The sequence below is a fragment of the Pseudonocardia sp. MH-G8 genome, assembly GCF_002262885.1.
GTDB lineage: Bacteria > Actinomycetota > Actinomycetes > Mycobacteriales > Pseudonocardiaceae > Pseudonocardia.
In genome coordinates this window covers 248,565-273,088 of sequence record NZ_NKYF01000001.1, presented here as the reverse complement: position 1 = coordinate 273,088, position 24,524 = coordinate 248,565, and the positions used below count along the sequence as shown (strand labels likewise).

The following is a 24,524-nucleotide window of genomic DNA, read 5'->3' as shown; positions in this document are numbered from 1 at the left end:
AATGCGGCGACGGTCTGGAAATGCGTGGCCCGGCCGTTCTACGGTGGGGTGTGACTTCCGAGGTGCTCCCGGATTTTCCGATCCGGCGTGACGAGCCGTTCTTCCCGCCCGCCGCCTACGACCGGATCCGTGCGCAGACGCCGGTGTTGCGGGTTCGCCTGCCGACCGGCCGTCCTGCCTGGGTCCTGACCCGCTACGCCGACGTGCGGGCCCTGCTGGCCGACCCCGCCGCGTCGTCGGACATCCGCAGGCCGAACTTCCCCGCGATGGGGGCCGGCGAGCAGGAGGCCGGGATCCGGACCCGGCCGTTCATCCGGACCGACCCGCCGCGGCACACGCGCTTCCGGAAGCTGTTCGTGGGGGAGTTCACCCCGCGCCGCGTGCAGGCCCTGCGGCCGACAGTCGAGAAGCTCGTCGACGGGTTGGTGGACGACCTGCACTCCCTCGGGCGGCCGGTCGACCTGGTGCCGCACTACGCCAACGCGGTGACCACCACGGTCGTCTGCGCGCTGCTCGGCGTGCCCGCCGACGACGTCGAGTTCTTCCGGGACGTCACCCGGGTGTCGGGCTCGCGCCTGAGCACGTCCGAGCAGGTCGGAGCCGCCCTCGGGCAGCTGTTCTCGCTCCTGGGGGACCTCGTGGAGGCCAAGCGCCGCACCCCCGACGACGACCTGGTGAGCTGGCTGGCGGGCGAGCACCTGCCCGCGGGCACCGTCACCGAGCAGGAGCTGGTGTCCGCGCTCGCGATGACGATCATCGCCGGCCGGGAGACGACCACGAGCATGATCACCCTCGGCGCGCTGTACCTGCTGGAGCATCCGGAGCTGCGCGCCGAGCTGGAGCGGCGGCCCGACCGGTGGCCCGCCGCGGTCGACGAGCTGCTGCGGGTGCTGTCGGTGGGCGACTCGCTCGCGCTGCGGGTGCTCACCGAGCAGCGGTCGTTCTCGGGCACCACGATCCGTGCCGACGAGGGCGTGATCGGGCTGCTCGGTGCCGCCAACCACGACCCCGAGGCGTTCCCCCGGCCCCGCGAGGTCGATCTCGACAGGACGGGGCCGGGACACCTCTCCTTCGGCCACGGTGGCCATTCCTGTTTCGGCGCGACGCTCGCCAGGATGGAGATCGGGGTCGCCCTCGAATCGCTTTTCCGGCGCATTCCGGAACTGTCGCTCGTCGGCGGGATCGCCGGCGTCGACTTCAAGCACGAATCCGCCACCTTCGGGGTGGAGGAGATGCGGGTCAGCTGGCCCGGGTGAACACCCCCAACGGAGCCGAGTTGTCTCCGGGCCCGCCGCGAAGGGCCCGGAGCTCCCACCCGGTCTCCGCGGCCACCCGCTCGAGCCCGAAGGCGTGCCAACGGTGGGTCTCGGTCTCCTCGCGCACGGCGGAGCCCGCGGCGCCGAGCACCCGCCAGGTGCTGTGCAGCACCAGCGGATCGTTCTCGGCGGCGCCGGGGCGGGCCGCGAACCACCACTCGTAGTCCTGCGTGCCGACGCGGCGGGCCGCGAGCCGGGTCCGCGGCACCGCGACCGGCCGGTCCACCGCCATCAGCTCGACCACCAGCGGCGCCCCGGGCAGCATCCGCTCGGTGAGCCGCCGCCACAGGTCCGCGCGCTCGGCCTGGTCGAGGTGCCCCGCGACGCCGCAGAGCACCGCCGCCGAGATCCGGTCCGGCAGCGCCAGCTCCTGCGCGGTGTCCGGGCGGACCGTGACGCGCTCGCGCAGGTCGGGATCCCGGACGACGCGGCTGGTCAGCACCGAGCGCAGCACGGTCGACGGCTCCGCGGCGAGGATCCTGGCTCCGGGCAGGGCCGCCGCGATCGCCGCGGTCACCAGCCCGCTACCCGCCCCGATCTCCACGACCGTGCCCGCGTGCGGGTCGACGCCTGTGAGGGCCTCCGCGATCTCCGGCGAGCCTGCGGCGGCGAGCTCGTAGAACTCGGCGGTGGCGCCGTAGGCGCCGTGGCCACCCGTTGCCGGCGCGGGGCTCGGGGAGCGCGGCTCGGAGGTGCCCGGCACCGCGGCGGCGTCCGGCGCCTCGGGTGCGTCCGGCACCTCGGGGCCCCCCAGCACCTCGGAGGCACCCAGCACCTCCGGCGGCGCCGGCCGGATGCTGCGCGGCGGGCCGAGCCGCGTGACCAGGTCCGTCCACATCCGGGCGACGGTGAGGTCGCGCTGCCCGTCCCGCAACGGGTCGGCGCCCCGCTCGACGGCCGCGCGCAGGCCTCGCAACGCATGCACGACCGCGTCCGGCCAGAGGGTCCCGACCGCCTCGGCGAGCGTCCCGGCGGGGGCGGCGGCCGAGGTGCTCGGGTGCGCGAGCCCTGGCCCGTCGAGGACGAGCCGGTGGTCGGCGTCGCGGGTGCTGTGGAAGCGAGGGCTCCACAGCACCGGGCCGTGGGTGTCCGCGAGGGTCAGGACGCCACCTTCGGTGCCGATCGCGATGCGGTGCCAGAGCAGGGCGTGGTTGTCCCGGTCGCCCGGGTGCAGCTCGTTGTGCACCCGCAGGGTGACCGGCACCCCGGCGACGACGGCCGCCACGGTCTGCAGGGGCGCGTCGCGGCCCGTCAGCGCGGTCAGCTCGGGGTCCTGCGGGGCCGGGTCACCGAACGCCCACGGCCGTACCCCGCCCAGCGCGCGCCCGAGGATGTCCAGGAAGGGGTGCAGGACGTGGACGGGGGTCGCGGCGTCGACGAACAGCGGTGCCTGGCGCGCCCGCAGCCGCGCGGCGGCGTCGAGGAACGCCCGGACCGGCCGCACGTGCGGGTAGTGGGTGGTGATCCGGAAACCGGTGCGGTGCCTGCGCGCGGTCCGCAGGCACCGCGTCAGCTCGTCGGGGTGCATCGGGTGCTCGGCGAGGACCGCGATCCCGCGTTCCAGCAGCGCGCAGGCCAGCTCGGTGCCGCGTCCGCCCGAGACCGCAGAGCCCACCGCGACGCAGACGGCGTCGACGTCGTCGGGCACGTCGTCGGCGCAGGTGTGGTGCGGGACGCGCAGCGCCGCCGCCTCGCCGGCGGAGCGGTCGCTGCCGCGGGAGAGGATGCCGGTGAGGGTGAACTCCGCCGGTGCGGAGCGCACGCCACGGGCGTGCACCCGGCCGAAGTTCGTGCCGGCCACGACAACCCGCCACGGCCGGTTCACAGCGCGCCCTCCTCGACGAGCGAGTCGGCGGGCGAGCCGTCGTGGGCGAGCTCGGTCAGCTGGGACACGCCGGCGGAGGAGATGCGACGCAGCGTCTCCGCCGGGTCCAGCACGTCGCACGCGTAGTGCGTGCCGGGCCGGACCCGGCCCCGGGCCACGGCCTCGGCGGCCAGCGCCGCCACGAACCCGGTGAGCGCGTAGCTGTCCCGGCTGCGCAGGACCGCGGTGCGCCCGGCCCTCGCCTCGTCGAGCGCCGTGACGACCATCAGGTGGTAGGGCGTGCGGCCGGCCAGGTCCAGGTCGGCGGCGCGGATCAGCTCGGCACCCGCCCGTTCCTCGTCGAGCCCGCGGAGCCGGAGCATCGCCACGCGCACGTGCGGCCCGGGGTGGACGTTGTACCAGTCCAGCGCCGCGAGCCCGGTGCCACGGGCGAGGCGCTGCGCCTCGGCCGCGAGGAACGGCTGCAGCGCCACCCGGCCGGGGAAGAAGGGTGCCTCGGCGTCCTCCTCGCTGCGCAGCGCCCGCGCCACCACCCGGTCGGTCCGCCAGGCGGCGAGCGGCTCGCCGTAGGCGGCGCCGTCCGGGCCGCCGGTGCCGAGGGAGAGCAGCATGTCCCGGGCCACGCCGGGGGAGCAGGGCTCCACCCCTCCGGTGTGGACGGTGAGCCGGTCGGCGTCGACGCCGGCGGCCCGGGCCGCGTGCAGGACGTGGCGGGGCAGCAGCGCGGACAGTCCCGGGACGACGCCCGCCCCGAGCACGGCGGCCTCCGGGACCACACCGGCGCGCAGCCGGTCGTGCACCAGCGCGTCCCCGGAGACGTCGACGTAGGCGGCGCGCTCCCGGCCCGCGGCGCGCGCCACCCGGTCGCCGATCGCGAACGCCGGCGCGGCGCAGTGCAGGACGACGTCCGCCCCGGCGCAGAACGCGTCGAGGGCGCGGTCGTCGTCGAGGTCGACCGGGTGCACCTCGGCGCCGGACCCCAGCGCGTCGGCCAGCGCCGTCAGCGGCGCCGCGCGCCGCCCACCCAGCCGCAGCCGGTGGCCGGCGGCCAGCGCCCGGGCCGCCGCGGAGCCCACGGCACCGCTCGCGCCCAGCACGGCCACCCGGGGCGCCGTCACGCGAGCACCTCCCCGCCGGTCAGGTCGACGAGGTGCCCGAGGATCGACGGCACGTGGTCGTCGCCGAGGCAGGTGAAGTGGTCGCCGCCGATGTCGGTGACGGTGAGGTCGCCCAGCGTCAGCTCCTCCCAGTACCGGGTGACGCTGCTGCGGCTCCCCGGGAACGGGTACGGGCCCGCGTGCCGGAGGAAGGCGACGTCGCCCGCGTAGGGATCGGCCCGGTAGCGCGTGATCGCGAAGACGCTCTGGCGGAACGTGCGGAACATGCGCAGCAGCTGGGCCGGGGTGAAGGTGCCGACCGACGGCGGGACCGCGTCGCACATCCGGCTCACCCGCTGCGCCCGTGGCACCCCGGCGAGGCGCCGGAAGCAGGCCGAGACCTCCTCGTACTCCCCACCCAGCGCGGCGATCGCGCCGTCCGGCATCACACCGGGGGAGTGCGCGAGCACCTCCTGGGCCGCGGCGGTGAACAGCTGCGCGTCGGCGGGGAAGCCGAGCGCCACCGCGTCGATGCCCATCATCACGGCGAACGAGTACTCCGACAGCAGCTCGTCCTCGAGCCGGAACGCGGGCGCGTGGCTGCTGATGGCGGTGAACGACACGACGTCCGCGCCCGCCTCGGTCAGCGTGCGGGCGACCTCGGTGGCGACGAGCCCGCCGAGGCAGTACCCGACGACGTGGAAGCGGCGCTCTCCGGTGGCGAGCAGCGCGCGGGCGTAGTCGGCCGCCATCCGCTCGATCAGCCCGGCCGGCTCGGCGTCCAGGAAGGCGTCCAGGTCGGGGACCTCGATCCCGACCAGCCTGCCCGTCCCCGCGGCGCGTCTGCGGATCTCGGTGACCAGCGCCCGGTACGGCATGATCGTCCCGACGCCCGCGTGCACGAGCACGGTCGTGACGTCCGCGGCGTCCGGCCCGTTGAGCGGGACCACCGGACTGACCGGCCCGGCAGGCTCCGCGGCAGGGGAGCCGGCGCCGTCGATCCCGGCCAGGTACTCGGCGAGCCCGGCGACGGTCGGGCGGTGCAGCAGGTGGCGCAGCACCACGTCCCACTCGATCTCGACGAGCGCGGGCTCGCTCTCGCGGAGCCTGCCGACGAGCCGGGCGACCAGCAGCGAGTCCCCGCCGAGGGCGAAGAAGTCCTCGTCGCGCCCGACCCGGTCGCGGTCCAGCAGCTCGGCCCACAGCGCGGCGAGCTCCCGCTCCCGGTCGTCGCGCGGCTCGCTGGAGCCGGTGACAGGCTCGCTCGTCTCTCCCGAGGGCAGCAGCGCGTGCAGTGCGGCGCGGTCGACCTTGCCGTTGGCGGTGTGCGGCAGCGCGTCGAGCACCTGCCAGTGCGCCGGGATCATGTACTCGGGCAGCCGGTCGGCGAGGTGCCGGGTCAGCACGCCGACGTCGGCGCGGGCCCGGTCCTCCTTGACGACCGCGCTCACCAGGCGCTGGCCGAGGCCGGCCAGCGCGGTGCCGGGCTCGGGGAGGACGAGCTCGGTGCGGGCCCCCGCGGCGTCGAGGAGCGCCGTCCAGCCGTCGGCGTCGACGAACACGCCGTCGGTCGCGCGGCGCCCGTCCACCGGCTCGCCCGCGAGCGCCTCCAGGAACTCCATCGAGGTCATCAGCGCGGGCGAGTCGTCCCGTGTCTGCTCGACGAGCACGAGCCGGCCGCCGGGCGTGAGCAGCTCGGTGAGCCGGCCCAGCACCGCGGGCAGGTCGGCGCAGCGGTGCAGCGCGTTCCCGGCGACGATCACGTCGACGCCGTGCGGCGCCATCCCCTGCGCGCGCAGGTCGCCGTCGTGGTCGAGGCGGGCGTGCCGCACCCACGGGTGGTCGGCGAACCGCTCCCTCGCCTCGGCGACGAAGAACGGCGACGGGTCGGTGACCAGGTACTCGACGTCGAGCCCGGCCAGTGCGGGCACCAGCTCGGCGGTCGTACCGCCGACGCCCGCGCCGATCTCGAGCACGCGCAGCGGACCCCCGGTCCGGGTGCGCGCGAGCTCCGCGACGGCGCCCGCGGCGGCGGTGTTGAGCCCGCGGACGGCGAGGTTGTCGCGGTAGGCCGCGCGCACCGCGTCGGCGGGGGCGCCCGGGAAGAGCAGGCCGGCGATCGGGACCGAGCCGTCGAGCAGCCCGGGCAGCGCCGCGACGCAGGCCCGCACGTGGTCGAGCAGGTCGGCGCTCCAGCCGAGCTCGCGCTCGGCCGTGGCCAGGTCGTCGAAGCGCGGGGCGTCGGACCCGGCGAGGCCGGCGTAGGCGCCGTCCGCCGTGCGCGTGAGCCGGCCCGCCGCGACGAGCGCCCGGAGCCACCGCCGGACGATGCGGTGGTGGCGCGGCAGTGCGTTCATCTCCGCGCAGACCTGCTCCGCCGTGTGCGGGCCGTCGGCGAGCGCCGCCCGCAGGGTGGTGGCCATCGCGTCGAGCGCGGCGTCGTCGAGGTCCGCGGTGAAGGCGCGCAGCCGCTGCGCACGCTCCTGCGGCAACGGCTCACCGGCGGCCCGGGCGGCGTCGGCGGGGCGGGGGTCCGGCGCGGGCGGGGTGATCCGGGCGGGAGCGACGAACGCGGCGAGGCGGTGGCCGGAGAAGGTGTCGCTGTCGACGAGCACGGCGGCCGTGGCCACGTCGTCGTGGGTGTGCAGCGCTGCCTCGACCTCGGCCAGCTCGATCCGGTAGCCCCGGATCTTGACCTGGGTGTCCTCCCGGCCCAGGAACTCCAGCACGCCATGGCCGCGGAAGTCCCCGGCGCCGATGTGGCGGCCCAGGTCGCCGGTGCGGTAGATCCGCTCGCCGGTGCGCGGGTGCACCCCGAACCGCGCGGCCGTCCGCTCCGGGTCGCCCCGGTAGCCGAGCGCCACGCCGGTGCCGCCGATGTACAGCTCACCGACCACCCAGTCCGGGCAGGGGCGGAGCCGGTGGTCGAGGGCGCGCAGCGTCTGGTTGGCCATCGGCGTGCCGTACGGGATGCTCGGCCAGGCCTGGTCGACCTCGCCCACCGGGTGGTGGATCGACCAGATCGCGCCCTCGGTGGCGCCACCGAGGCTGTGCACACCTAGGCCGGGCACCAGCGCGCGGATCTGGTCCGGCAGCGTGACGGGAATCCAGTCACCGGACAGCATCGCCACCCGCAGCGAGGCGAGCCCCGCGCCCGCACCGGGAGGCAGGTGGTCGTGCAGCATCTGCAGCTGCCCCGGCACGGAGTTCCAGACCGTGACGCAGTGCTCGCCGACCAGCTCCGCCCAGTGCGACGGGTCGCCACGACGGGCCGGGTCCGGCAGCACCAGGGTGCCGCCCGCGGCCAGCGTGCCGAACACGTCGTACACCGACAGGTCGAAGCCGAGCGCGGCGAGCCCGAGCACGCGGTCCGCGGGCCCGACGGCGAAGCGCGCGGTCACGTCGACGACGGTGTTCAGCGCGGCCTCGTGACTGATCATCACGCCCTTCGGGCTCCCCGTGGACCCGGAGGTGTAGATGACGTAGGCGAGGTCGCCCGGTGCCGTGCCCACCGGTTCCGGGGTGCCCGCCCCGCCGGCAGGCAGGGCGTCGACGGCGACGAGGCTCAGCCCCGGCGAGCCGTCGCGCACGGCGTCGACCAGCCAGGACTGGGTCAGCGCCACCCGCACCCCGCCGTCGTCGACGATCGCGTTGCGCCGCGCCGCGGGCTGGTTCGGCTCGATGGGCAGGTAGGCCCCGCCGGCCAGCAGGACCCCGAGGACGCCGACCACCTGCTCGACCCCCTTGTCCATCAGGACGGCCACGAGCTCACCGGGCTCGACGTCGCGGGCGCGCAGCAGCGCGGCGACCGCGGACGCCCGCGCGGCGAGCTCCCCGTAGGTCGTCGGACCCGTGGCGTCGACGACGGCGACGTCGTCGGGGTGGGCGGCGGCGCGCGCGAGCACCGGCTCGTGCAGCAGGCCGGGCGGCACCGGGGCCGCGGTCGCGTCGATCCGCGACCGGACGGCAGCCTGGCCCGCGGGGAGCCGGACGGGGTCGTCGTCGTGCCAGAGGGCGTCCGACCCCGGATCGACCAGCCGGGTGACGGCGCCGGCGAAGGCCTCGAACGCGTCGTCGAGCAGGCCGTCGGGGAACACTCCCTCACGGCAGTCCCAGCTGACGGCGACGCCGCCGTCCCGCTCCAGCACCTGGCAGTCGATCCACACCTGCGGGGTCTGGGTGATCGCCCGCGTCACCCGGAACCCGCCGGACGCCGGGTCGGCGGTTCCCGCGGCCGAGTCGAGGGCGCTGGTGAACACGACCGGCATGAGCATCCCGCCTGCGCTCGCGCCCGCGGCGCGGGTCATCTCGGCGAGGACCTCGCTGCCGGTGTGCAGCGGGTGCGCCAGGTCCTCGAGCAGCCGGGCGCCGAGCTCGCGGGCCCGCCCGGCGAAGGGCGCCGCCTCGGTGAGGTCCACCTCCAGCAGCTCGACGGCGGTGAAGTCGCCGACCAGCCGGTCGACGTCCGGGTGGACCGGGTACCGGGTGAACGTCGGCACCGTGAGGGTGAAGCGGGGGTGGCGGCTCCACCGGCCGACGACCTCGGCGTAGGCGGTGAGCAACGCACCGGAGGGCGTGACCCCGTGCGCGGTGGCGCGCTCGCGCAGCCGGGCCCAGCCGGTGGCGTCGAGGACGAGCTCGCGGCGGGTGAACCGGACCGGTCGCTCGGTTCCGTCGCCGGTCACGGGCAGCTCGGGGGCCGGCGGGAGCGCGCGACCCCGCCAGTAGGCGCGGTCGCGCTCGGCCTGCGGGCTCTCGGCGAGCCCGCGGCAGGCGAGGACGTAGTCGCGGAACGTGAGGCCGAGCGGCTCGGGATCGGTACCTCCGGCGTATCCCGCGGCCAGCTCGGCGAGCAGCAGCTGCAGGCTCGTGAAGTCCACGACGAGCAGGTCGACCGACAGGTGCAGGACCGTCCGGTCGGGACACCGGGTCAGGCGGAGCAGGCCCAGCGGCAGGGTCGCCGGGTCGCCCACGCGGTGGTCGAGCTCGGCGCGGGTGGCGTCCAGCGCGGCCTCGACGTCGGCGGGTGCGGCCTCGCGGAGGTCGCGCACGACGACATCGGGCTCACCGGTCTCCAGGACCTGCGCCACGCCGTCGGGGTGCACGACCGCGCGCAGCATGTCGTGCCGGGCGACCAGGGCCGCCCAGGCGGCGGCGAGCCGGTCCGGGTCGAGGTCGGTGCCCGCATGCTCCAGCTCCACGTAGGCGTGGCAGGCGGTGCCGCCCCACGGGTAGCCCTCGCCCCGCCCGACCAGGTACGCGGCCTGGATGTCGGTGAGCGGGAAGGGCTCGTGGCGCGCGGCCGGGTCGGGCTCGGCCCGGACGGTCGCGGCGCCGGACAGGTGCGCGAGGAGCGCGTCGCGGTGCGCGCGCACGCGGGCCCGGCGCTCGTCGGTCATCGTCCCGCGGGGGGCGCGGAACCGGATCTGGTCGGCCTCGGCCCACAGCCGGATGCCCGAGGACTCGAGGTCGTCGATCAGCTCGGCGACGTTCATACGCTTCCGGTCTCCTCGTCTGCGTCTGGGATGGCGGTCCGCACGTCCGCGGCGAGTGCGGCCACGGTGGGGGCCGCGAGGAAGCGGCGTGCGGGGATCTCGGCACCGAACCGTTCCGACACCGCGGCGAGCAGCCGCAACGTCGTGAGGCTCGATCCGCCGAGGGCGAAGAATGCGACGTCGCGCGCGGGTAGCGGCGCGGCGGGCAGCTCCAGCAGATCGGCCCACAGCCGGGCGATGCCGGTCTCGAGCTCGCCGTCCGGGGCCGCGCCGGTCGCCGCGCCGGTTGCAGCGCCGTCCGCCTCGGCCCGTGCCGCGAGCCCGGGGCGGTCGACCTTGCCGTTCGCGGTGAGGGGGAGCGCGTCGAGCACGGTGCGGCGCGCAGGGACGGCGTGCCTGGGGAGCCGCTCGGCCAGGAACGCGTCCAGGTCCGGCCCGGGATCACCGACGAGGAAGGCGTGCAACCTGCGTGCCCGCCGTGGCCCGACGGCGACGACGGCGGCGCGGTCGATCCGCGGGTGTTCGGCGAGCGCGGTCTCGACCTCGCCGAGCTCGAGCCGGTGCCCGCCGATCTTGACCTGCTGGTCGGCGCGCCCGAGGAACTCGAGCACCCCGTCCGGGCGGTAGCGCCCGACGTCGCCGGTCCGGTACCAGCGCACTCCGTCTCGGGTGACGAAGCGCTCCGCGGTCCGGTCCGGGTCGCCCCGGTAGCCGTCGGCGACCCCGCGGCCACCGATCCACAGCTCACCTGGCACCCAGTCCGGCCGGTCCCGCCGGTCCTCGCCGACGACGCGGTAGCGCTGGTTGGCCAGCGGGAAGCCGTAGGGCACCGAACCCCAGGCGCCGCCGTCACGCCCGGCGGCCCACCCGGCGGGCAGCGCGGTGGCGTCGACCGCGTTGGACCAGATCGAGCCCTCGGTGGCGCCGCCCATCGCGATGAGCCGGATCCCTGCCGCCGCGGCCCGGCCCGGCAGGTCGACCGGCACCCAGTCCCCGGACACCAGCGCCAGCCGCAGCGTCGAGGGCAGGCCCGCGACCAGCAGCATCTCCAGCAGCACGGGCACCGAGTTCCACACGGTCACCCCGTGGGCCTGCGCGAGATCGCGCCAGCGGGCCGCGTCGCGGCGCTCGTCCTCGGCCGGGAACACCACCGCCCCGCCCGCGCCGAGCAGGCCGAACAGGTCGTAGACCGACAGGTCGAAGTCGAGGGCCGACACCCCGAGCACCCGGTCCGCCGGGCCGATCCCGAAGCGCGCGGTCACGTCCGCGACGGTGTTGCCCGCCGCGCTGTGCCGGACCTGGACGCCCTTGGGGGCGCCCGTGGACCCGGACGTGAAGATCACGTAGGCCGGCGCGTCGGCCGAGACGGCGACGGGGCCGGCGAGCGGCTCCGCGGCGAGCAGCGGGCCCAGATCGGTGATCGCCAGCCGGGCTTGCGCGGCCTGGTGCACCTGCGCGCGCCGCCGCGGTGGCTGGTCGACCCCGACCGGCACGTACGCGGCGCCCGCGGCGAGCACCCCCAGCACCGCGACGGCCTGCTCGGGCCCCTTGGGCAGGGTGACGGTCACCGCGTCGCCGGGCCGCACACCCCGCTCGGCCAGCCCGGCCGCCACGCGCAGGGCGCGGTCGGCGAGCTGGCCGTGGGTCACCGAGACGTTCTCGGTGATCAGGGCGGGCGCGTCCGCGCGCGCGGCGGCGCCGTCGAAGAAGGGGGCGTGCAGCAGTCCGGCCGGGAGGTCGGCGTCGGTCGCGTTGACCCGGTCGCGAACCGCCCGCTGCGCCGGCGGCAGCAGCTCGGGCAGCGGCCCGTGCCAGTCCGCGGTCGCGAGGTGTTCCAGCAGCAGGTGGTAGGCGTCGAACATGGCGTCGAGCACGCCCGCGTGGAACAGCTCCTCGACGGCGTCCCAGGTGACCTGCAGCCCGCCCGCGGACTCCAGCACCTGGTTGTCCAGGCTCACCTGCGGGGACTGCGAGATGCCGAAGACCCGCTCCGGGAAGCCGGGCGACATGTCCATCGAGACGGGGGTCTCCTGGTCGCCCACCCCGAGGGCGCTGGTGAAGACCACCGGCACCGCGGCGTCGAGCGTCCCGGTCCGGGTGGCGAGCTCCCGCAGCAGCCAGGACGGGGAGACGTCGCGGTGGTCGAGGTCCTCGCCGAGGCGCCGCTGCAGCTCGTGGGCCGCGGTGAGCCACCCGGCCCCGGGGTCGGGCCGGTACCCGGCGAGCGTCAGCGAGGTGAAGTCGCCGAGCACCCGGAAGACGTCGTCGTGGACGGGCCTGCGGTCGAACAGGGTGAGCGTGACGGTCAGCGCGGACGACCCGCTCCAGGCCCCGAGCACCTCGGCGTAGGCCGCGAGCAGCACCGTCGACGGGGTCAGCCCTTCGGCCCTGGCGCGGCGGACCAGCTCCGACCAACGCTCGGCGGGCAGGTCGCGGCGGCGCCGGGTGAAGAGTGGGCGCTCCACGTCGGCGGGGTCGATCCGCAGCGGGAGCTGCGGGGGTTCGGGGAGCTCGGCGAGCCGGGCCCGCCAGTGCTCCTGGGCCCGCTCGACGGCTGCGGGTTCCGGTTCGACCTGTAGGACGTAGTCCCGGAACGACAGCGTGATCGGCTCGAGGTGCGCCGCCGGCTCGGCGTAGAGGAGGTCGAGCTCGGTGAACAGGGTCATGATCGACAACGCGTCGAAGAGGATGTAGTCGAGCCCGATCGCGAGCCGGGTCCGGACCTCGCCGTCGGCTCCGGCGTAGCGGACCGCGCGCAGCTCGTGCAGCGGCCAGGCGGTGAGGTCGAGCAGCCGGTGCGAGCACTCCGCGCGCAGCTCGGCGCAGGCCCGCTCACCGGCCTCCGCACCGGCCCCGGAGACGTCCCGCACCGCGATCCGGGTGGGCGGCACGTCGCGCAGGATGCGGTGCCGGCCGTCCGGGTCGAGGACGGCGCGCAGCATCTCGTGCCGCGCGACGAGCCGGTCCCAGGCCCGCTCCAGCCGGGGGAGGTCGACATCTGCTGCGTCGAACTCGGCGTACTGCCAGGTCCCGACGCCGCCGAGGGTGAACGCGGGGTCGCGGCCGAGCCAGTACGCGGCCTGGACGTCCGTGCCGGGGAACGGCTCGTGCCGGTTCGCGGGATCCGGGACGATCCGCGTGCCCTGCGGGGTGACCGTCGCCGGCTCCACGAGCTCCAGCGTGGCGGCGAAGTCGGCGAGCCGCGGAGAGCCGAACAGCGCACCGAGCCGGGCGCCCGCGATCCCGTCGGCGGCCAGGCGCGCGACCAGCCGGGTGGCGAGCAGCGAGTCCCCGCCGAGGGTGAAGAAGCTGTCGGTGCGGTGCACGGCAGGCACGTCGAGCAGCTCCGCCCAGACGCCCGCGAGGCGCTGCTCGACGGGCCCGCGCGGCGGCTCGCCCTCGGCGAGGGCGGGACCGGCAGCCGCGAGCAGCCGGGCGACGGCGGCCCGGTCCGGCTTGCCGTTCGAGGTCAGGGGGAGCGCGTCGCGCACCTCGACGGTCCCGCAGATCATCACGGGCGGGAGCAGCGCGGTCTGCCGGTCGCGCAGCTCCTGCGCGGACACCGGCGCTGAGTCGATGGCCGACCCTGCACGCAGGTCGGCGGTGGCCTCGACGAGGGCGGCGAGCCGGGCGCCCGACCCCGTCCCGATCACGACGGCGACCGCGCGGCGCACGGCCGGGTGGGTCTCCAGCGCGGACTCGATCTCGCCGAGCTCGATGCGGTGGCCGCGCACCTTGACCTGGTGATCGGCGCGGCCGAGGAAGTCGAGGGTGCCGTCGGGCAGGTAGCGGGCGAGGTCACCGGTGCGGTACCAGCGCACGCCGTCGCGGGTCACGAACCGGTCGGCCGTGCGCTCGGGGTCGCCCCGGTAGCCGCGGGCGACGCTCGCGCCGCCGACCCAGAGCTCACCGGTCACGAGGTCGGGCCGGTCCCGGCCGCGGCCGTCGACGACCCGACATCGGACACCGGCGAGCGGGACGCCCCACGGCACCGCGCGCCAGTCCGGGTCCGGCGCGCCGGGCACCTCCTGGACCGTCGAGTGGATCGCGGCCTCGGTCATCCCGCCCAGTGCGACGAACCGGGCCCCCGGGACGACGGCCCGTAGCCGGCCGGGCAGCTCGGGGGACACCCAGTCACCACCGAGCAGCACCAGCCGCAACGAGTCGCCCGGGTCGGCCGGGGCGCCGGCGAGGAGCATGTCGAGCAGCACCGGGACCGTGTTCCACACGCTCACCCGGTGCCGGCGGACCAGCTCCCACCAGCGCACGGGGTCGCGCCGCTCGTCGTCGGCGAGGGGGACGACCGCGCCGCCGACCGACAGCGGGGCGAACAGGTCGTAGACCGACAGGTCGAACTCCAGCGCGGACACCAGCAGGGTGCGGTCGCCCACGCCGACGCCGAACCGGGCGCCGATGGCGGCGATCGTGTGGGCGGCGGCGGCGTGCGAGACCTCGACGCCCTTCGGCTCGCCGGTCGAGCCCGAGGTGAACAGGACGTAGGCGGCGTCGTCGGGGGAGACGGGCAGCGGCCCGGGCAGGGGCTGCTCGTCGAGGTCGCGCGGGGACACGACGGGCATCGCGGTCTCCAGGGCCGCGTCCGCGAGCAGCACCCGGGCCTCGGCACGAGCGAGGATCCGGGCCTGCCGCAGCGCGGGCTGGTCGGGGCCGATCGGGACGTACGTCGCTCCCGCGGCCAGCGTGCCGAGCACCGCGACGACCTGGTCGGTGCCGCGGGGCAGGCTGATCGCGACCGCGTCCCCGGGGCGTACGCCGTGCCCGGCCAGCCGCGCGGCGAGCCGCAGGGCGCGGTCGGCGAGCTCGCCGTAGGTCAGCGCGTCGCCGGTCCGGCCCGGCTCGCCGAGCACGGCGGGCCGTCCGGGATCGGTCCGCGCCGCGGCGAAGAAGGCGGCGTGCAGCGCCTGCCGGGGCACCGCGGGCGCGGTGGCGTTGACCTGCTCCCGCACGGCCACCGCGTGGTCCGGGAGCATCGCGCCGACCGGGGCGTCCCACACCCGCTCGTCGCCGCCTGCGAGGCGGAGCACGAGGTCGCGGTATGCGGTGAACATCTGCGCCGGGACGGTGTCGCCGAGCACGTCCTCGCGGACGTCCCAGTTCAGCAGCAGCCCGCCGTCCTGCTCGCGGACCTGCGCGTCGAGCCACACCTGCGGGTTCTGCGAGCCGACCCAGACCGCGTCACCGAAGGCGGAGCGCACGTCGTCGTCGTACATCTCGCCGAGCCCGATCGCGCTGGTGTAGACGACCGGGGCCAGCCCGGGCTCGCCGGACCGCCGTGCGAGGTCGCGCAGCACGTCCACTCCGCCGTACGCGCCGTGTCCGACGACGGCGTGCAGCCGGCTCTGGACCTCCCGGGCCCGGACGACCAGCGGCTGCTCGTCGCCCATGTCGACGTCGAGCAGGACCGAGCCGGTGAAGTCCCCGACGAGCTTCTCGACGTCCGGGTGCAGCGGCTCGCGCTCGAACAGCGGGAGGTTCAGCAGGAACCGCGGTGACCCGCTCCACGCCGCGACCACCTCCGAGAACGCCGTGGCCAGCGCGGCGGCGGGGGTCAGCCCGCGCTTGCGGGCGGCAGCGGTCAGCGCGGCCGAGTGCTCGGGGGGCACCAGGTGGTGGTGGCGGCCCATCCGGGCGGGTAGGCCGGGCCGCCCGGCACCGGGCAGCACCGGCAGCTCCGGCGGACCGGGCAGGTCCGCCAGCCGCTCGCCCCACCACTGCGCGTCGCGCTCGCGGCGCTCGGTGCGTTCGGCGCCCGCCGTCCCCGCGTCCCGCTCGGCGAGGAAGGTGCGGAACTCGTAGTCGAGGGGCTCCGGCGGGGCACCGATGTAGAACCGCGCGAGGTCCCCGAGCAGGACGGACATGCTGAGCGCGTCCGCGGCCATCATGTCCAGGTCGACGTGCACCCGGGTCGCGTCGCCGGGCAGCAGCGTCAGGCCGAGCTCGACGACCTCGCCGCGCGCGATGTCGAACCGGCGGTGCGTGATGTGCTCGCGCAGCTCGGTCAGCCGTTCCGGGACGTCTTCGCCGTCGCGCAGGTCGTGCACCGTGACGGTGGGCAGGCCCGTCGTGTCCCCGATCCACTGCGTGCCGTCGTCGGAGATCCGCACGCGCAGCATCGGGTGCCGGGCCACCAGCGCGCCGAACGCCCGCTGCAGTCGCTGCGGGTGGACGTCGTGGCCGTCGAACTCCAGCGAGAAATGCGATCCGACGCCGCCGAAGGGCTGGCCGTCCTGGCGGCCCACCCAGTAGGCGTGCTGCATCGGGGCCAGCGGGAAGGGGGTCCCCGCCGCGGGAACCGGTACGTCGACGCCGTCCGATCGTGGTGGGGTCGCGGCCGCGACGACGCCGTCGACGACGCCCCGCCAGCTCCGGATCGTCGGTTCCACCGCCAGGTCCTCGAAGGAGACCGGGTAGCCGCGGTGTCGCCATCCCGACGCCAGGCGGATCACGGTGAGGGAGTCCAGCCCCAGCTCGAACAGGTCGTCGTCCTCGCCCAACTCGCCGGCGTCGACCTCGAGCAACGCGGCGACCTCGCGGCGCGGGTCCGGCAGGAGCCGGGCGGGTTCGACGCTGGGTCCGGTCATGTCCTGTGCCACTCATCGCCCCATCTTGAAAACGAATGTCATCTCGGATTGACTGCATCGAAGCACGCTATGGAGTCGGATCGCTACCCCATCGAGTGGTGACGGGCGCCGCGTGCAGGGATCTCGGACTCGAAGGAACACGAGGAGTGAGCACGCATGACGGGAAACGGTCAGCCGGACGTGGCTGATGCGCCGACCTGGCCGGCGAAGACGGCCGAGGACTACCGGCGCGCCGGCTACTGGGCGGGCCGCACGTTCGGTGCGCAGCTACGTGAACTCGCCACGGAGCACGCGGACCGGACGGCGGTGATCGACGCCCGCCGCAGGCTGACCTACGCCGAGCTCGACCGGGCCGTCGACGAGCTCGCCGCGGGCCTGCGCGAACTGGGACTGCGGCGCGGGGACACGGTGGTGCTGCAGCTGCCGAACGGCGTGGACTTCGTCGTCACCTGGTTCGCCGTGGCGCGCCTCGGGGTGGTGCCGGTGCACGCGCTGCCCGGGCACCGCGCCGCCGAGATCACTCATCTGGCCGCACTGAGCGGCGCCGTCGCCCACATCGTCCCGGACGTGCACGCCCGGTTCGACTACCGCGAGCTGGCCACCACGGTGCGGGCGCAGGTGCCCGGGGTGCGGCACGTCGTCGTCGCGGGGGAGCCGGGTGGGTGCGCCGGCGCGGTCGCGCTCGGCGATCTTCCTGTGCCGGGGACCGGCCCGATCGACGACGCCCCCGTCTCGTCCGACGTCGCCCTGCTCCTGCTCTCGGGCGGTACCACCGGCGTGCCGAAGCTGATCCCGCGCACGCACGACGACTACGCCTACAACGCCCTCGCCGCGGCCCGGATCTGCGGCATGGACGCCGATTCGGTCTACCTCGCGGTGCTGCCGGTCGCGTTCAACTTCACGATGAGCTGCCCCGGCCTGCTCGGGGTGCTCGCCGTGGGCGGCACCGCCGTCCTCTCCGGGAGCCCGGACCCCTCGACCACCTTCCCGCTGATCGAGCGCGAGCGCGTGACGATCACCGCGCTCAACCCGCCGCTGACCCCGGTGTGGATCGAGGAGGCGGGCCGGACCTCGCACGACCTGTCGAGCCTGCAGGTCGTCCAGGTCGGGAGCGCGCGGCTGGCGGACGAGATCGCCCCGCTCGTCGAGCCCGCCCTCGGCGCCACCCTGCAGCAGGTCTTCGGCATGGCCGAGGGGCTGCTCAACCTCACCCTGCTCGATGACCCGGAGGAACTGAAGTACACGACCCAGGGCAGGCCGATCTCCCCCGCGGACGAGATCCGGGTCGTCGACACCGACGGCAACGACGTCCCCGCAGGCGAGCCCGGTGAGCTCCTGACCCGCGGCCCGTACACCCTGCGCGGGTACCACCGGGCACCCGAGCACAACGCCCGCGCGTTCACCGCCGACGGCTTCTACCGCACCGGTGACGTCGTCCGGCAGCTCCCGACCGGGCACCTGAACGTCGTCGGGCGGGTGAAGGACCAGATCAACCGGGGCGGCGAGAAGATCGCCGCGACGGAGGTGGAAGGGCACCTGCTCGCCCACCCCGGGATCGCCGCGGCCGCCGTCGTCGGGACGCCGGACGAGCGCTGGGGGGAGCGGTCGGTGGCGTTCCTCGTGTGCCGGGACGAGCCCGTCGGCAAGCTCGCCGTCGCACGGCACCTGCGCGCACTCGGCGTCGCCCGGTACAAGCACCCCGACCAGGTCGAGCTGGTCGAGGCGCTGCCGCTCACGCCCGTCGGAAAGATCGACAAGAACGCGCTGCGAGATCGGCTGGTGTCCGCGTGACGCCCGGCTACCGCGTGCCGTTCGCGCACCGGGGCAGTCACCTCGGGGAGCGGGAGGCCGACGCGATCGCCCAGCTCGTCCGGTCGGGTGGCCGGCTGACGTCGGGTGAGCGGCGCGCGGAGTTCGAACGGCGCTTCGCCGAGCTGGTCGGCGTCCGGCACGCGCTCACCGTGACGAGCGGGACGGTGGCCCTCGAGCTCGCGATCGGGCTGCTCGACCTGGGCCCGGGCGACGAGGTGATCACGACCCCGCAGACCTTCCAGGCCACGGTTCAGCCGCTGCTCGACACCCCGGCCCGGGTCCGCTTCTGCGACGTCGACCCGGGCACGCTCAACATCGACCCGAGCCGGCTGGAGGCGCTGACGACCGACCGGACCCGCGCGGTCGTGCTCGTGCACTACGGCGGGCGGCCCGCCGACATGGACCGGATCATGGCGCACGCGCGGCCGCGGGGGATCGTCGTGATCGAGGACTGCGCGCACGCGCTCGGCGCCCGACGGCACGGCCGGAGCCCGGGCTCGCTGGGCGACATCGGCTGCTTCAGCTTCCACGCCAGCAAGAACATCACCACCCTCGGGGAGGGCGGGATGATCACCGTGGACCGCGACGACTGGGCGGAGCGGCTCGACCGCCGGCGCTCCAACGAGGTCGACGGCGACTTCGTCAGCGGCCGGGTACCGACGGCACCGCCGCCGTCGCTGGCCTGGATGAGGTGGGCGGACCGCGCCCACGGCCACGCCTGTGCCGGGGTCCGTCGCGCCGGCACGAACGCCACCATGTCCGAGGCCGCGGCCGCGGTCGGCCTGGTTCAGCTCGACCGGCTCCCCGGGCTCGTGGCGCGGCGCAGGCACATCGGCGCGCGGATCGACGAGGTGCTCACCCGGCACGACTGGCTGCGACCGACCACCCCGGAGCCGGGGGTCACGGACGCGCGGCACCTCCACACGTTCTTCGTCGACCGCCCAGGCGCGCGGGATGCCCTGGTCCGGTCCCTGGACCGGCGTTCGGTGGAGGTCCAGCTGCGCTACTTCCCCCAGCACTTGATGCCCGAGTGGCGGGCCCGTGGCCCGCACGGCCCCGGCGAGTGCCCGGTGGCCGAGTCGTCGTGGTTCGGCGCCCACATGAACCTGCCCTGTCACCCGTCGCTGACCGACGCCCAGGTCGACCACCTCGTCCACGCCCTCGACGACGCCGCGCACGAGGTCGCGGGCCGTGCCGACAAGACCGAGAAGGAGACCCCGTGCCCTACATCGACGTGAGCATCTTCGAGGGGCGGCTCACCCCGCAGACCCAGCAACGACTGATCGCGGCGCTCACCGACGCCGTCGTCGAGGTCTTCGACGAGTCGATCCGGGAGCAGACCTGGATCGTGCTGAACCCGGTCGACCCGGCGCGGTGGGGGATCGGGGGAAGGCCGTGCGGGCCCGGGCGCGCAGCGGATGCGGAGGGACGGGACGGCTGACGGCAGGCAGCACCCTCGGCTGCACCGCGCCGCCGGGGGGCCTCGGCGTCCTTGCGCGTCCCGCAGCCCGGCCGGCGAAGTTCTTGCCATCTTGGCAAGCAGCTGTGCGTCCAACGCATGCGCGGCTTAGCGTGGCCGCATGCCTCACACAGCGCACGGTCACGGGCACGCACCCGACGTCGACGGCCAGGCCGAGATCCTCGACCTCGACGCGGAGGTGCTCGCGGAGCACACCGCCTCCATCATCGAGTGGCTGCCCGTCCAGGCGAGCCCTCGCCGGATCGTGGACCTGGGCTGCGGGACCGGCGCCGGCACCTTCGCCCTGCTGGCCCACTTCCCCGACGCGCACGTCACCGCCGTCGACTCCTCGGCCGAGCACCTGCACCGCCTGCACGAGAAGGCCGACCAGCGCGGAGTGGCCGATCGCGTGCGCACGCTCCAGATCGACCTCGACGCGGCCTGGCCCGACCTCGGCACACCCGATCTGGTGTGGGCGTCCGCCGCCCTGCACCACATGGCCGATCCCGACCGCACACTGCGCCAGGTCCACGAGGCGCTCGCTCCCGGCGGGCTGTTCGCCGTGGTCGAGCTCGCAGGCTTCCCCCGGTTCCTGCCCGAGGACGCCCCGGAGGGCCGGCCCGGCCTGGAGGAACGCGTGCACGCCGCGAGCGAGCGACACCACGCCGAACACGTCCCCCACCGCGGTGCCGACTGGGGCCCGAAGCTGACCGCTGCCGGGTTCACGCTCGCCGGCGAGCGCACGATCACCGTTCGCATCGAGCAGTCCCGGTCCGACGCGGTCGGCCGCTACGCGCTGAGCGGCCTGCAGCGCATGCGTGGCACCGTCGCCGACGCGCTCCCCGCCGAGGACCTCACCGCGCTGGACCGGCTGCTCGACACCGACGGCCCGCGCAGCATCCTGCGCCGCGACGACCTCGTCGTACGCACCGAACGCCAGGTGTGGGCCGCCCGCCGCGCCTGAGTGAGGTCTACCGACGGTGAGCGGAGGGCCGAGCGGGCTGGTCGCGGTCGGGGGAGGGGGCCGGCGTACGGGGTCGCCCGGCGGCCTCTGCCACGGCGGCGCCGACCGCCGTGGCCACCCCGCGCATGCCGGCGACGGGAAGGTTCCCGTACCCGATGAGCACGCCGGACGGGCCGGTACGCCTGATGCGGCACTCGTCCAGCGCAGTTGCCGCGAGCCCTCGTCGCGCCAGCGCGGCCATGAAGGTCTGCTCGTCGATGGCGCCGAGCTCGAGGAGCACGTGGAGCCCGGCGTCCGGTCCGGTGATGTGCGCGCCCGGCGCGGCCTCGGCCAGCCGGGCGCGCAGCTCCGTCCGACGGGCCTGGTAGCTGCGTCGCATCCGGCGCAGCTGCCGGTCGTAGCCTCCGCTCGCGATCAGCCACGCGAGTGCGCGTTGGTCGATGATCGGCGGCCCGGTGCGGTGGTCGCGCAGGAAGGGCTCCGCCGCGGCGCGGTGCCGTCCGCGCAGCACCATCCAGCCGATCTGCAGCGCCGGAGCGAGGGTCTTGCTCACCGATCCGAGGTAGACCACGTTCTCGGCGTCGATCGACGCGAGCGCGTCGACCGGGCGCCGCCCGTAGCGGAACTCGGCGTCGTAGTCGTCCTCGATGAGCAGCCCGCCACGAGCGGCCCACTCGAGTACTTGTTCACGCCGTTCGGGAGCGAGGACCACACCGGTGGGGAACTGGTGCGACGGCGTGACGCAGACCGAGTCGACGTCGAGGCCGGCCAGCAGCGCGGCCCGCAGCCCGCGCTCGTCGACGGGTACGGGAACGGCGGTGAGACGGGCGCCGCCGGCGGCGGCGCGCAGCTGCGGCCAACCCGGGTCCTCGAGGGCGACCCGCGTTCCGCCGGTCGCGGCGAGGGCGCGGAAGAGCAGCCCGATGCTCCCGGTGGTCCCGTTCGTGATGACGACGTCCGAGGGCAGTGCGGGTACGCCGCGGACCCGCCGCACGTAGTCGGCGAGCACCCGTCGCAGCTCCGGGTCGCCGAGCGGGTCGGGGTAACCGAGTTCGCGCGTCGAGAGCGTGTCGAGCGCATGCGTGAGCGCGCTCCGCCACAGGGAGCGCGGGAACGCGCGCAGGTCCGGCAGGTTCGGTGCGAGGTCGACGAGCGTGGCGGTCGCGGGCGGGCGATGCACGGTCGGTCCGGGTGGGGGGTCGGGAACGCCGCGGTGAGTGGCGGCGACGGTCGTGCCGGATCCGGTCCGCGCCGCGAGGTACCCCTCGGCCTTGAGCTGCTCGTAGGCCTCCGTGACGACCCAGCGGGAGACCTGGAGATCCACCGCGAGGATGCGGCTGGCGGGCAGCCGGGCCCCGGGCGGCAGCCGGCCGTTCGTGATCGCGGCGCGCAGCGCGCCTGCGAGGCGCAGGTGGACGGGACCTTCGCCTGCGGGCCATTCGAACGGCAGGAGCGTCACGGAATCGGCCTGGGGAATCCTCGCACGATTGGACCGTAGACCGGGCCGATTCCGATCCTATGGTCGGTGCGATCCCCACCGAGAAGAGGCGAGACCGTGAACGTGACACCCGAGCGGACGACCGCTGCCACGGACCGGGGCGTGAGGGTCCGCAGCGCCGGCCACGCCGATGTCGACGCGGTGCTGCCGCTGTACGAGTGGCTGTTCGCCGTTCCCGGCTCGCCGCCGCCGGACTGGGATCCCGCCGCGGGCCGCAGCCGCCTCGACGCGGTCTGCGCGGCGCCGGATTCCGGGGTGCTGCTCGCCGAGGACGACGACGAGGTCCTCGGGTTCTGCGCCGTGCACCTGGACATCCTGTCCGTGCGGTACGGCAGGCGGGCGTGGGTCGAGGACCTCGCGGTGGCACCGCAGGCGCGTTCGCGCGGCACGGGGAGCCTCCTGCTGCACGCCGCGGCGAGCTGGGCACACGGGCGGGGCGCGAGCCACCTCGAGCTCGACAGCGCACAGGCCCGCCACGACGCGCACCGCTTCTACGAGCGCCACGACCCCGGCAGCCGCACGGTCTGCTTCGGCTGGGAGCTGCCGCTACGACCGGCCGGAGGCGCGACGAGAGGTGACCAGCTCCGCACCTGAGCGATCCCCTGCGCGGAGACAATTCTGTGAATCCGGCAGTCGCGGGGTCCGTCGGCCGCGTCGGAGCCGTGGATTCACAAGGTTCGCTCAGAAGCTCCCAGGAACCGGCCGGCGCGGCGCTGCACGATCCCGGGTGTGACGAGCATCGACGTGAGGAACCTGACGAAGCGGTACGGGCCCCTGACCGTGGTGGACGACCTGTCGTTCACCGTCTCCGCCGGGCAGGTGACCGGATTCCTCGGTCCCAACGGCGCCGGCAAGTCCACCACGATGAGGATGATCATGGGCTTGGCCGCGCCGAGCGGGGGTTCGGTCACCATCGGCGGCCGGCGTTACCGGGACCTGCCCGTGCCGCTGACCGAGGTGGGCGCACTGCTGGACGCCGGTGCGGTGCACGGTGACCGGACGGCCCACGACCACCTGCTCGCGCTGGCCGCGAGCAACGGCCTTCCCCGCCGCCGGGTCGGCGAGGTGCTGGCCCGTACCGGCCTGGACGGCGTGGCCGGCCGTCGTGCCGGGGTCTTCTCGCTCGGCATGCGGCAGCGGCTCGGGATCGCGGCGACGCTGCTCGGGGATCCCCAGGTGCTGATCTTCGACGAGCCGGTGAACGGGCTCGACCCGGAGGGCATCCGCTGGATCCGGGGGTTCATGCGGTCGCTCGCCCGCGAGGGCCGGGCGGTGCTGGTCTCCAGCCACCTCATGAGCGAGATGGCGCAGACCGCCGACCACCTGGTGATCATCGGACGGGGCCGGATGATCGCCGACACGAGCATGAGCGAGTTCGTGCGGGCCAACGGGTCGGGCGCCGACGGAAAGGGGACCGTGCTCGTGCGCACCGACGACGCCGCCGCGTTCGCGCTCCGGCTGTCGGCTGCGGGTGCGACCGTCCGGGAAGGGGCGGAATCGTCCCTGGTCGTCTCCGGCATGACCGGCGCGCAGATCGGCAAGCTCGCCGCCTACCACGACGTCGCGCTCAGCGAGCTCGCGCCGCGGCGCCCCTCGTTGGAGGACGCCTTCATGGAGCTGACCAGCGACCATGTCGAGTACCACGGAGCCACCGCGTGATCACGCGCCCTGCTTTCACCGACACGCTGCACAGCGAGTGGATCAAATTCCGCAGCCTGCGCTCGACCTGGCTCACCCTCGGCGGTCTCGTCGTGGTCGGGCTCGGCCTCCCGCTCCTGTCGGCCGACCCCGCCGCCCAGGGGTACCTGACCGGCACGATCGAGGAGCAGCAGGACTGGGATCCGACGAACGGCAGCCTGCTGATGTTCTTCATCGCCCAGCTGGTCATCGGGGTGCTGGGGATCCTCGTGGTCACGTCCGAGCACGCGACCGGCCTGATGCAGACGTCGCTGAGCGCCACCCCGCGCCGGCACCGGCTGCTCGGGGCGAAGGTAGCGGTGGTGGCGGCCGTCTCGCTGGTGGCCGGGCAGGCGCTGGCGTTCCCGGCCTTCCTCATCGGGCAGGCCGGCTTCGCCGCGGCCGGCGTTCCGCACGCGACCCTCGCGGATCCGCGTGCGCTCTCCGCGGTGGTGGGCTGCGGCTTCTACCTCGCGGTGATCGCGCTGCTGGCGGTGGCCCTCGGCGCTCTCATCCGCGCCACGGCGGGCGCCCTGGCCACGCTGGTGGGGATCGTGCTGCTGGTACCCGTCCTGGATGGCATGTTCCCGCCGTGGCTCGACGGGCTGCTCGACGTGTGGCCGACGCTGGGCGGAGCCGCGGTCATCGCGACCGTGCCCGACCCCGACTACCCCCAGCCCTGGCTGCACTTCGCCGGCATGAGTGCCGGGATCCTCGCCCTGCTCGTGGTCGCGTTCGTGCTGTTCGAACGCCGCGACGTGTGACGGGCGGCTCGTAGTGTG

Annotated in this window: 13 protein-coding genes; 8 read left to right on the top strand and 5 right to left on the bottom strand. The window is 75.2% G+C overall.

All coding sequences use genetic code 11. The annotated features are described in order from the left end of the window. Nucleotides 1–50 precede the first annotated feature (50 nt). Nucleotides 51–1,256 carry a cytochrome P450 gene (locus tag CFP66_RS01180; RefSeq protein ID WP_233159048.1) on the top strand — a complete coding sequence of 402 codons (1,206 nt, stop codon included), beginning with the start codon at nucleotides 51–53 and terminating at the stop codon, nucleotides 1,254–1,256. Here the strand turns inward: CFP66_RS01180 and CFP66_RS48945 are convergent. From CFP66_RS48945 to CFP66_RS01160, 4 genes are read right to left on the bottom strand one after another with little or no spacing between them, the layout of a single operon-like run. After that, nucleotides 1,240–3,141, bottom strand: coding sequence for a Gfo/Idh/MocA family oxidoreductase (locus CFP66_RS48945; protein ID WP_094919886.1), 1,902 nt, complete (start codon nucleotides 3,139–3,141; stop codon nucleotides 1,240–1,242). The genes CFP66_RS01180 and CFP66_RS48945 overlap by 17 nt on opposite strands. Then, nucleotides 3,138–4,259 (bottom strand): saccharopine dehydrogenase NADP-binding domain-containing protein, encoded by a 1,122-nt coding sequence (locus CFP66_RS01170; protein WP_094919885.1) that lies wholly within the window; start codon nucleotides 4,257–4,259, stop codon nucleotides 3,138–3,140. Before CFP66_RS01170 ends, CFP66_RS48945 begins: the two co-directional genes overlap by 4 nt. Continuing rightward, nucleotides 4,256–9,733, bottom strand: coding sequence for a non-ribosomal peptide synthetase (locus CFP66_RS01165; RefSeq protein WP_094919884.1), 5,478 nt, complete (start codon nucleotides 9,731–9,733; stop codon nucleotides 4,256–4,258). Before CFP66_RS01165 ends, CFP66_RS01170 begins: the two co-directional genes overlap by 4 nt. Continuing rightward, nucleotides 9,730–16,332 (bottom strand): non-ribosomal peptide synthetase, encoded by a 6,603-nt coding sequence (locus CFP66_RS01160; protein WP_094919883.1) that lies wholly within the window; start codon nucleotides 16,330–16,332, stop codon nucleotides 9,730–9,732. The genes CFP66_RS01165 and CFP66_RS01160 overlap by 4 nt, the downstream gene beginning before the upstream one ends. Before the next feature lie 156 nt (nucleotides 16,333–16,488). Here CFP66_RS01160 and CFP66_RS01155 point away from each other — a divergent pair, with 156 nt between their 5' ends. The 4 genes from CFP66_RS01155 to CFP66_RS01140 all read left to right on the top strand — a co-directional run bounded on the left by CFP66_RS01155 (nucleotide 16,489) and on the right by CFP66_RS01140 (nucleotide 20,567). After that, nucleotides 16,489–18,123, top strand: a complete 1,635-nt coding sequence (locus tag CFP66_RS01155; RefSeq protein ID WP_094919882.1) for a (2,3-dihydroxybenzoyl)adenylate synthase — start codon at nucleotides 16,489–16,491, stop codon at nucleotides 18,121–18,123. Next, nucleotides 18,120–19,382: a DegT/DnrJ/EryC1/StrS aminotransferase family protein gene (locus CFP66_RS01150; RefSeq protein WP_094919881.1), complete on the top strand. Its 1,263-nt coding sequence runs from the start codon at nucleotides 18,120–18,122 to the stop codon at nucleotides 19,380–19,382. Before CFP66_RS01155 ends, CFP66_RS01150 begins: the two co-directional genes overlap by 4 nt. Beyond that, nucleotides 19,364–19,585, top strand: a complete 222-nt coding sequence (locus CFP66_RS01145; RefSeq protein ID WP_094919880.1) for a 4-oxalocrotonate tautomerase family protein — start codon at nucleotides 19,364–19,366, stop codon at nucleotides 19,583–19,585. The genes CFP66_RS01150 and CFP66_RS01145 overlap by 19 nt, the downstream gene beginning before the upstream one ends. 139 nt (nucleotides 19,586–19,724) lie before the next feature. Then, the gene (locus CFP66_RS01140; RefSeq protein ID WP_094919879.1) at nucleotides 19,725–20,567 is read left to right on the top strand and encodes a trans-aconitate 2-methyltransferase; all 843 of its coding nucleotides are present in this window, start codon (nucleotides 19,725–19,727) and stop codon (nucleotides 20,565–20,567) included. 7 nt (nucleotides 20,568–20,574) lie between these two features. On the opposite strand, the gene CFP66_RS01135 is transcribed toward CFP66_RS01140, so the two are convergent. Further along, nucleotides 20,575–22,026: a PLP-dependent aminotransferase family protein gene (locus CFP66_RS01135; protein WP_094919878.1), complete on the bottom strand. Its 1,452-nt coding sequence runs from the start codon at nucleotides 22,024–22,026 to the stop codon at nucleotides 20,575–20,577. 141 nt (nucleotides 22,027–22,167) lie between these two features. Between CFP66_RS01135 and CFP66_RS01130 the strand changes: the two genes are divergently transcribed. The 3 genes from CFP66_RS01130 to CFP66_RS01120 all read left to right on the top strand — a co-directional run bounded on the left by CFP66_RS01130 (nucleotide 22,168) and on the right by CFP66_RS01120 (nucleotide 24,506). Next, nucleotides 22,168–22,659, top strand: coding sequence for a GNAT family N-acetyltransferase (locus tag CFP66_RS01130; protein WP_198961193.1), 492 nt, complete (start codon nucleotides 22,168–22,170; stop codon nucleotides 22,657–22,659). Nucleotides 22,660–22,794: 135 nt separating this feature from the next. Continuing rightward, the gene (locus CFP66_RS01125) at nucleotides 22,795–23,724 is read left to right on the top strand and encodes an ABC transporter ATP-binding protein (protein WP_094919877.1); all 930 of its coding nucleotides are present in this window, start codon (nucleotides 22,795–22,797) and stop codon (nucleotides 23,722–23,724) included. Continuing rightward, entirely contained in the window at nucleotides 23,721–24,506 is a 786-nt protein-coding gene (locus CFP66_RS01120; protein ID WP_233159046.1) for an ABC transporter permease, read from the top strand. The genes CFP66_RS01125 and CFP66_RS01120 overlap by 4 nt, the downstream gene beginning before the upstream one ends. The last annotated feature ends 18 nt before the right edge of the window (nucleotides 24,507–24,524 follow it).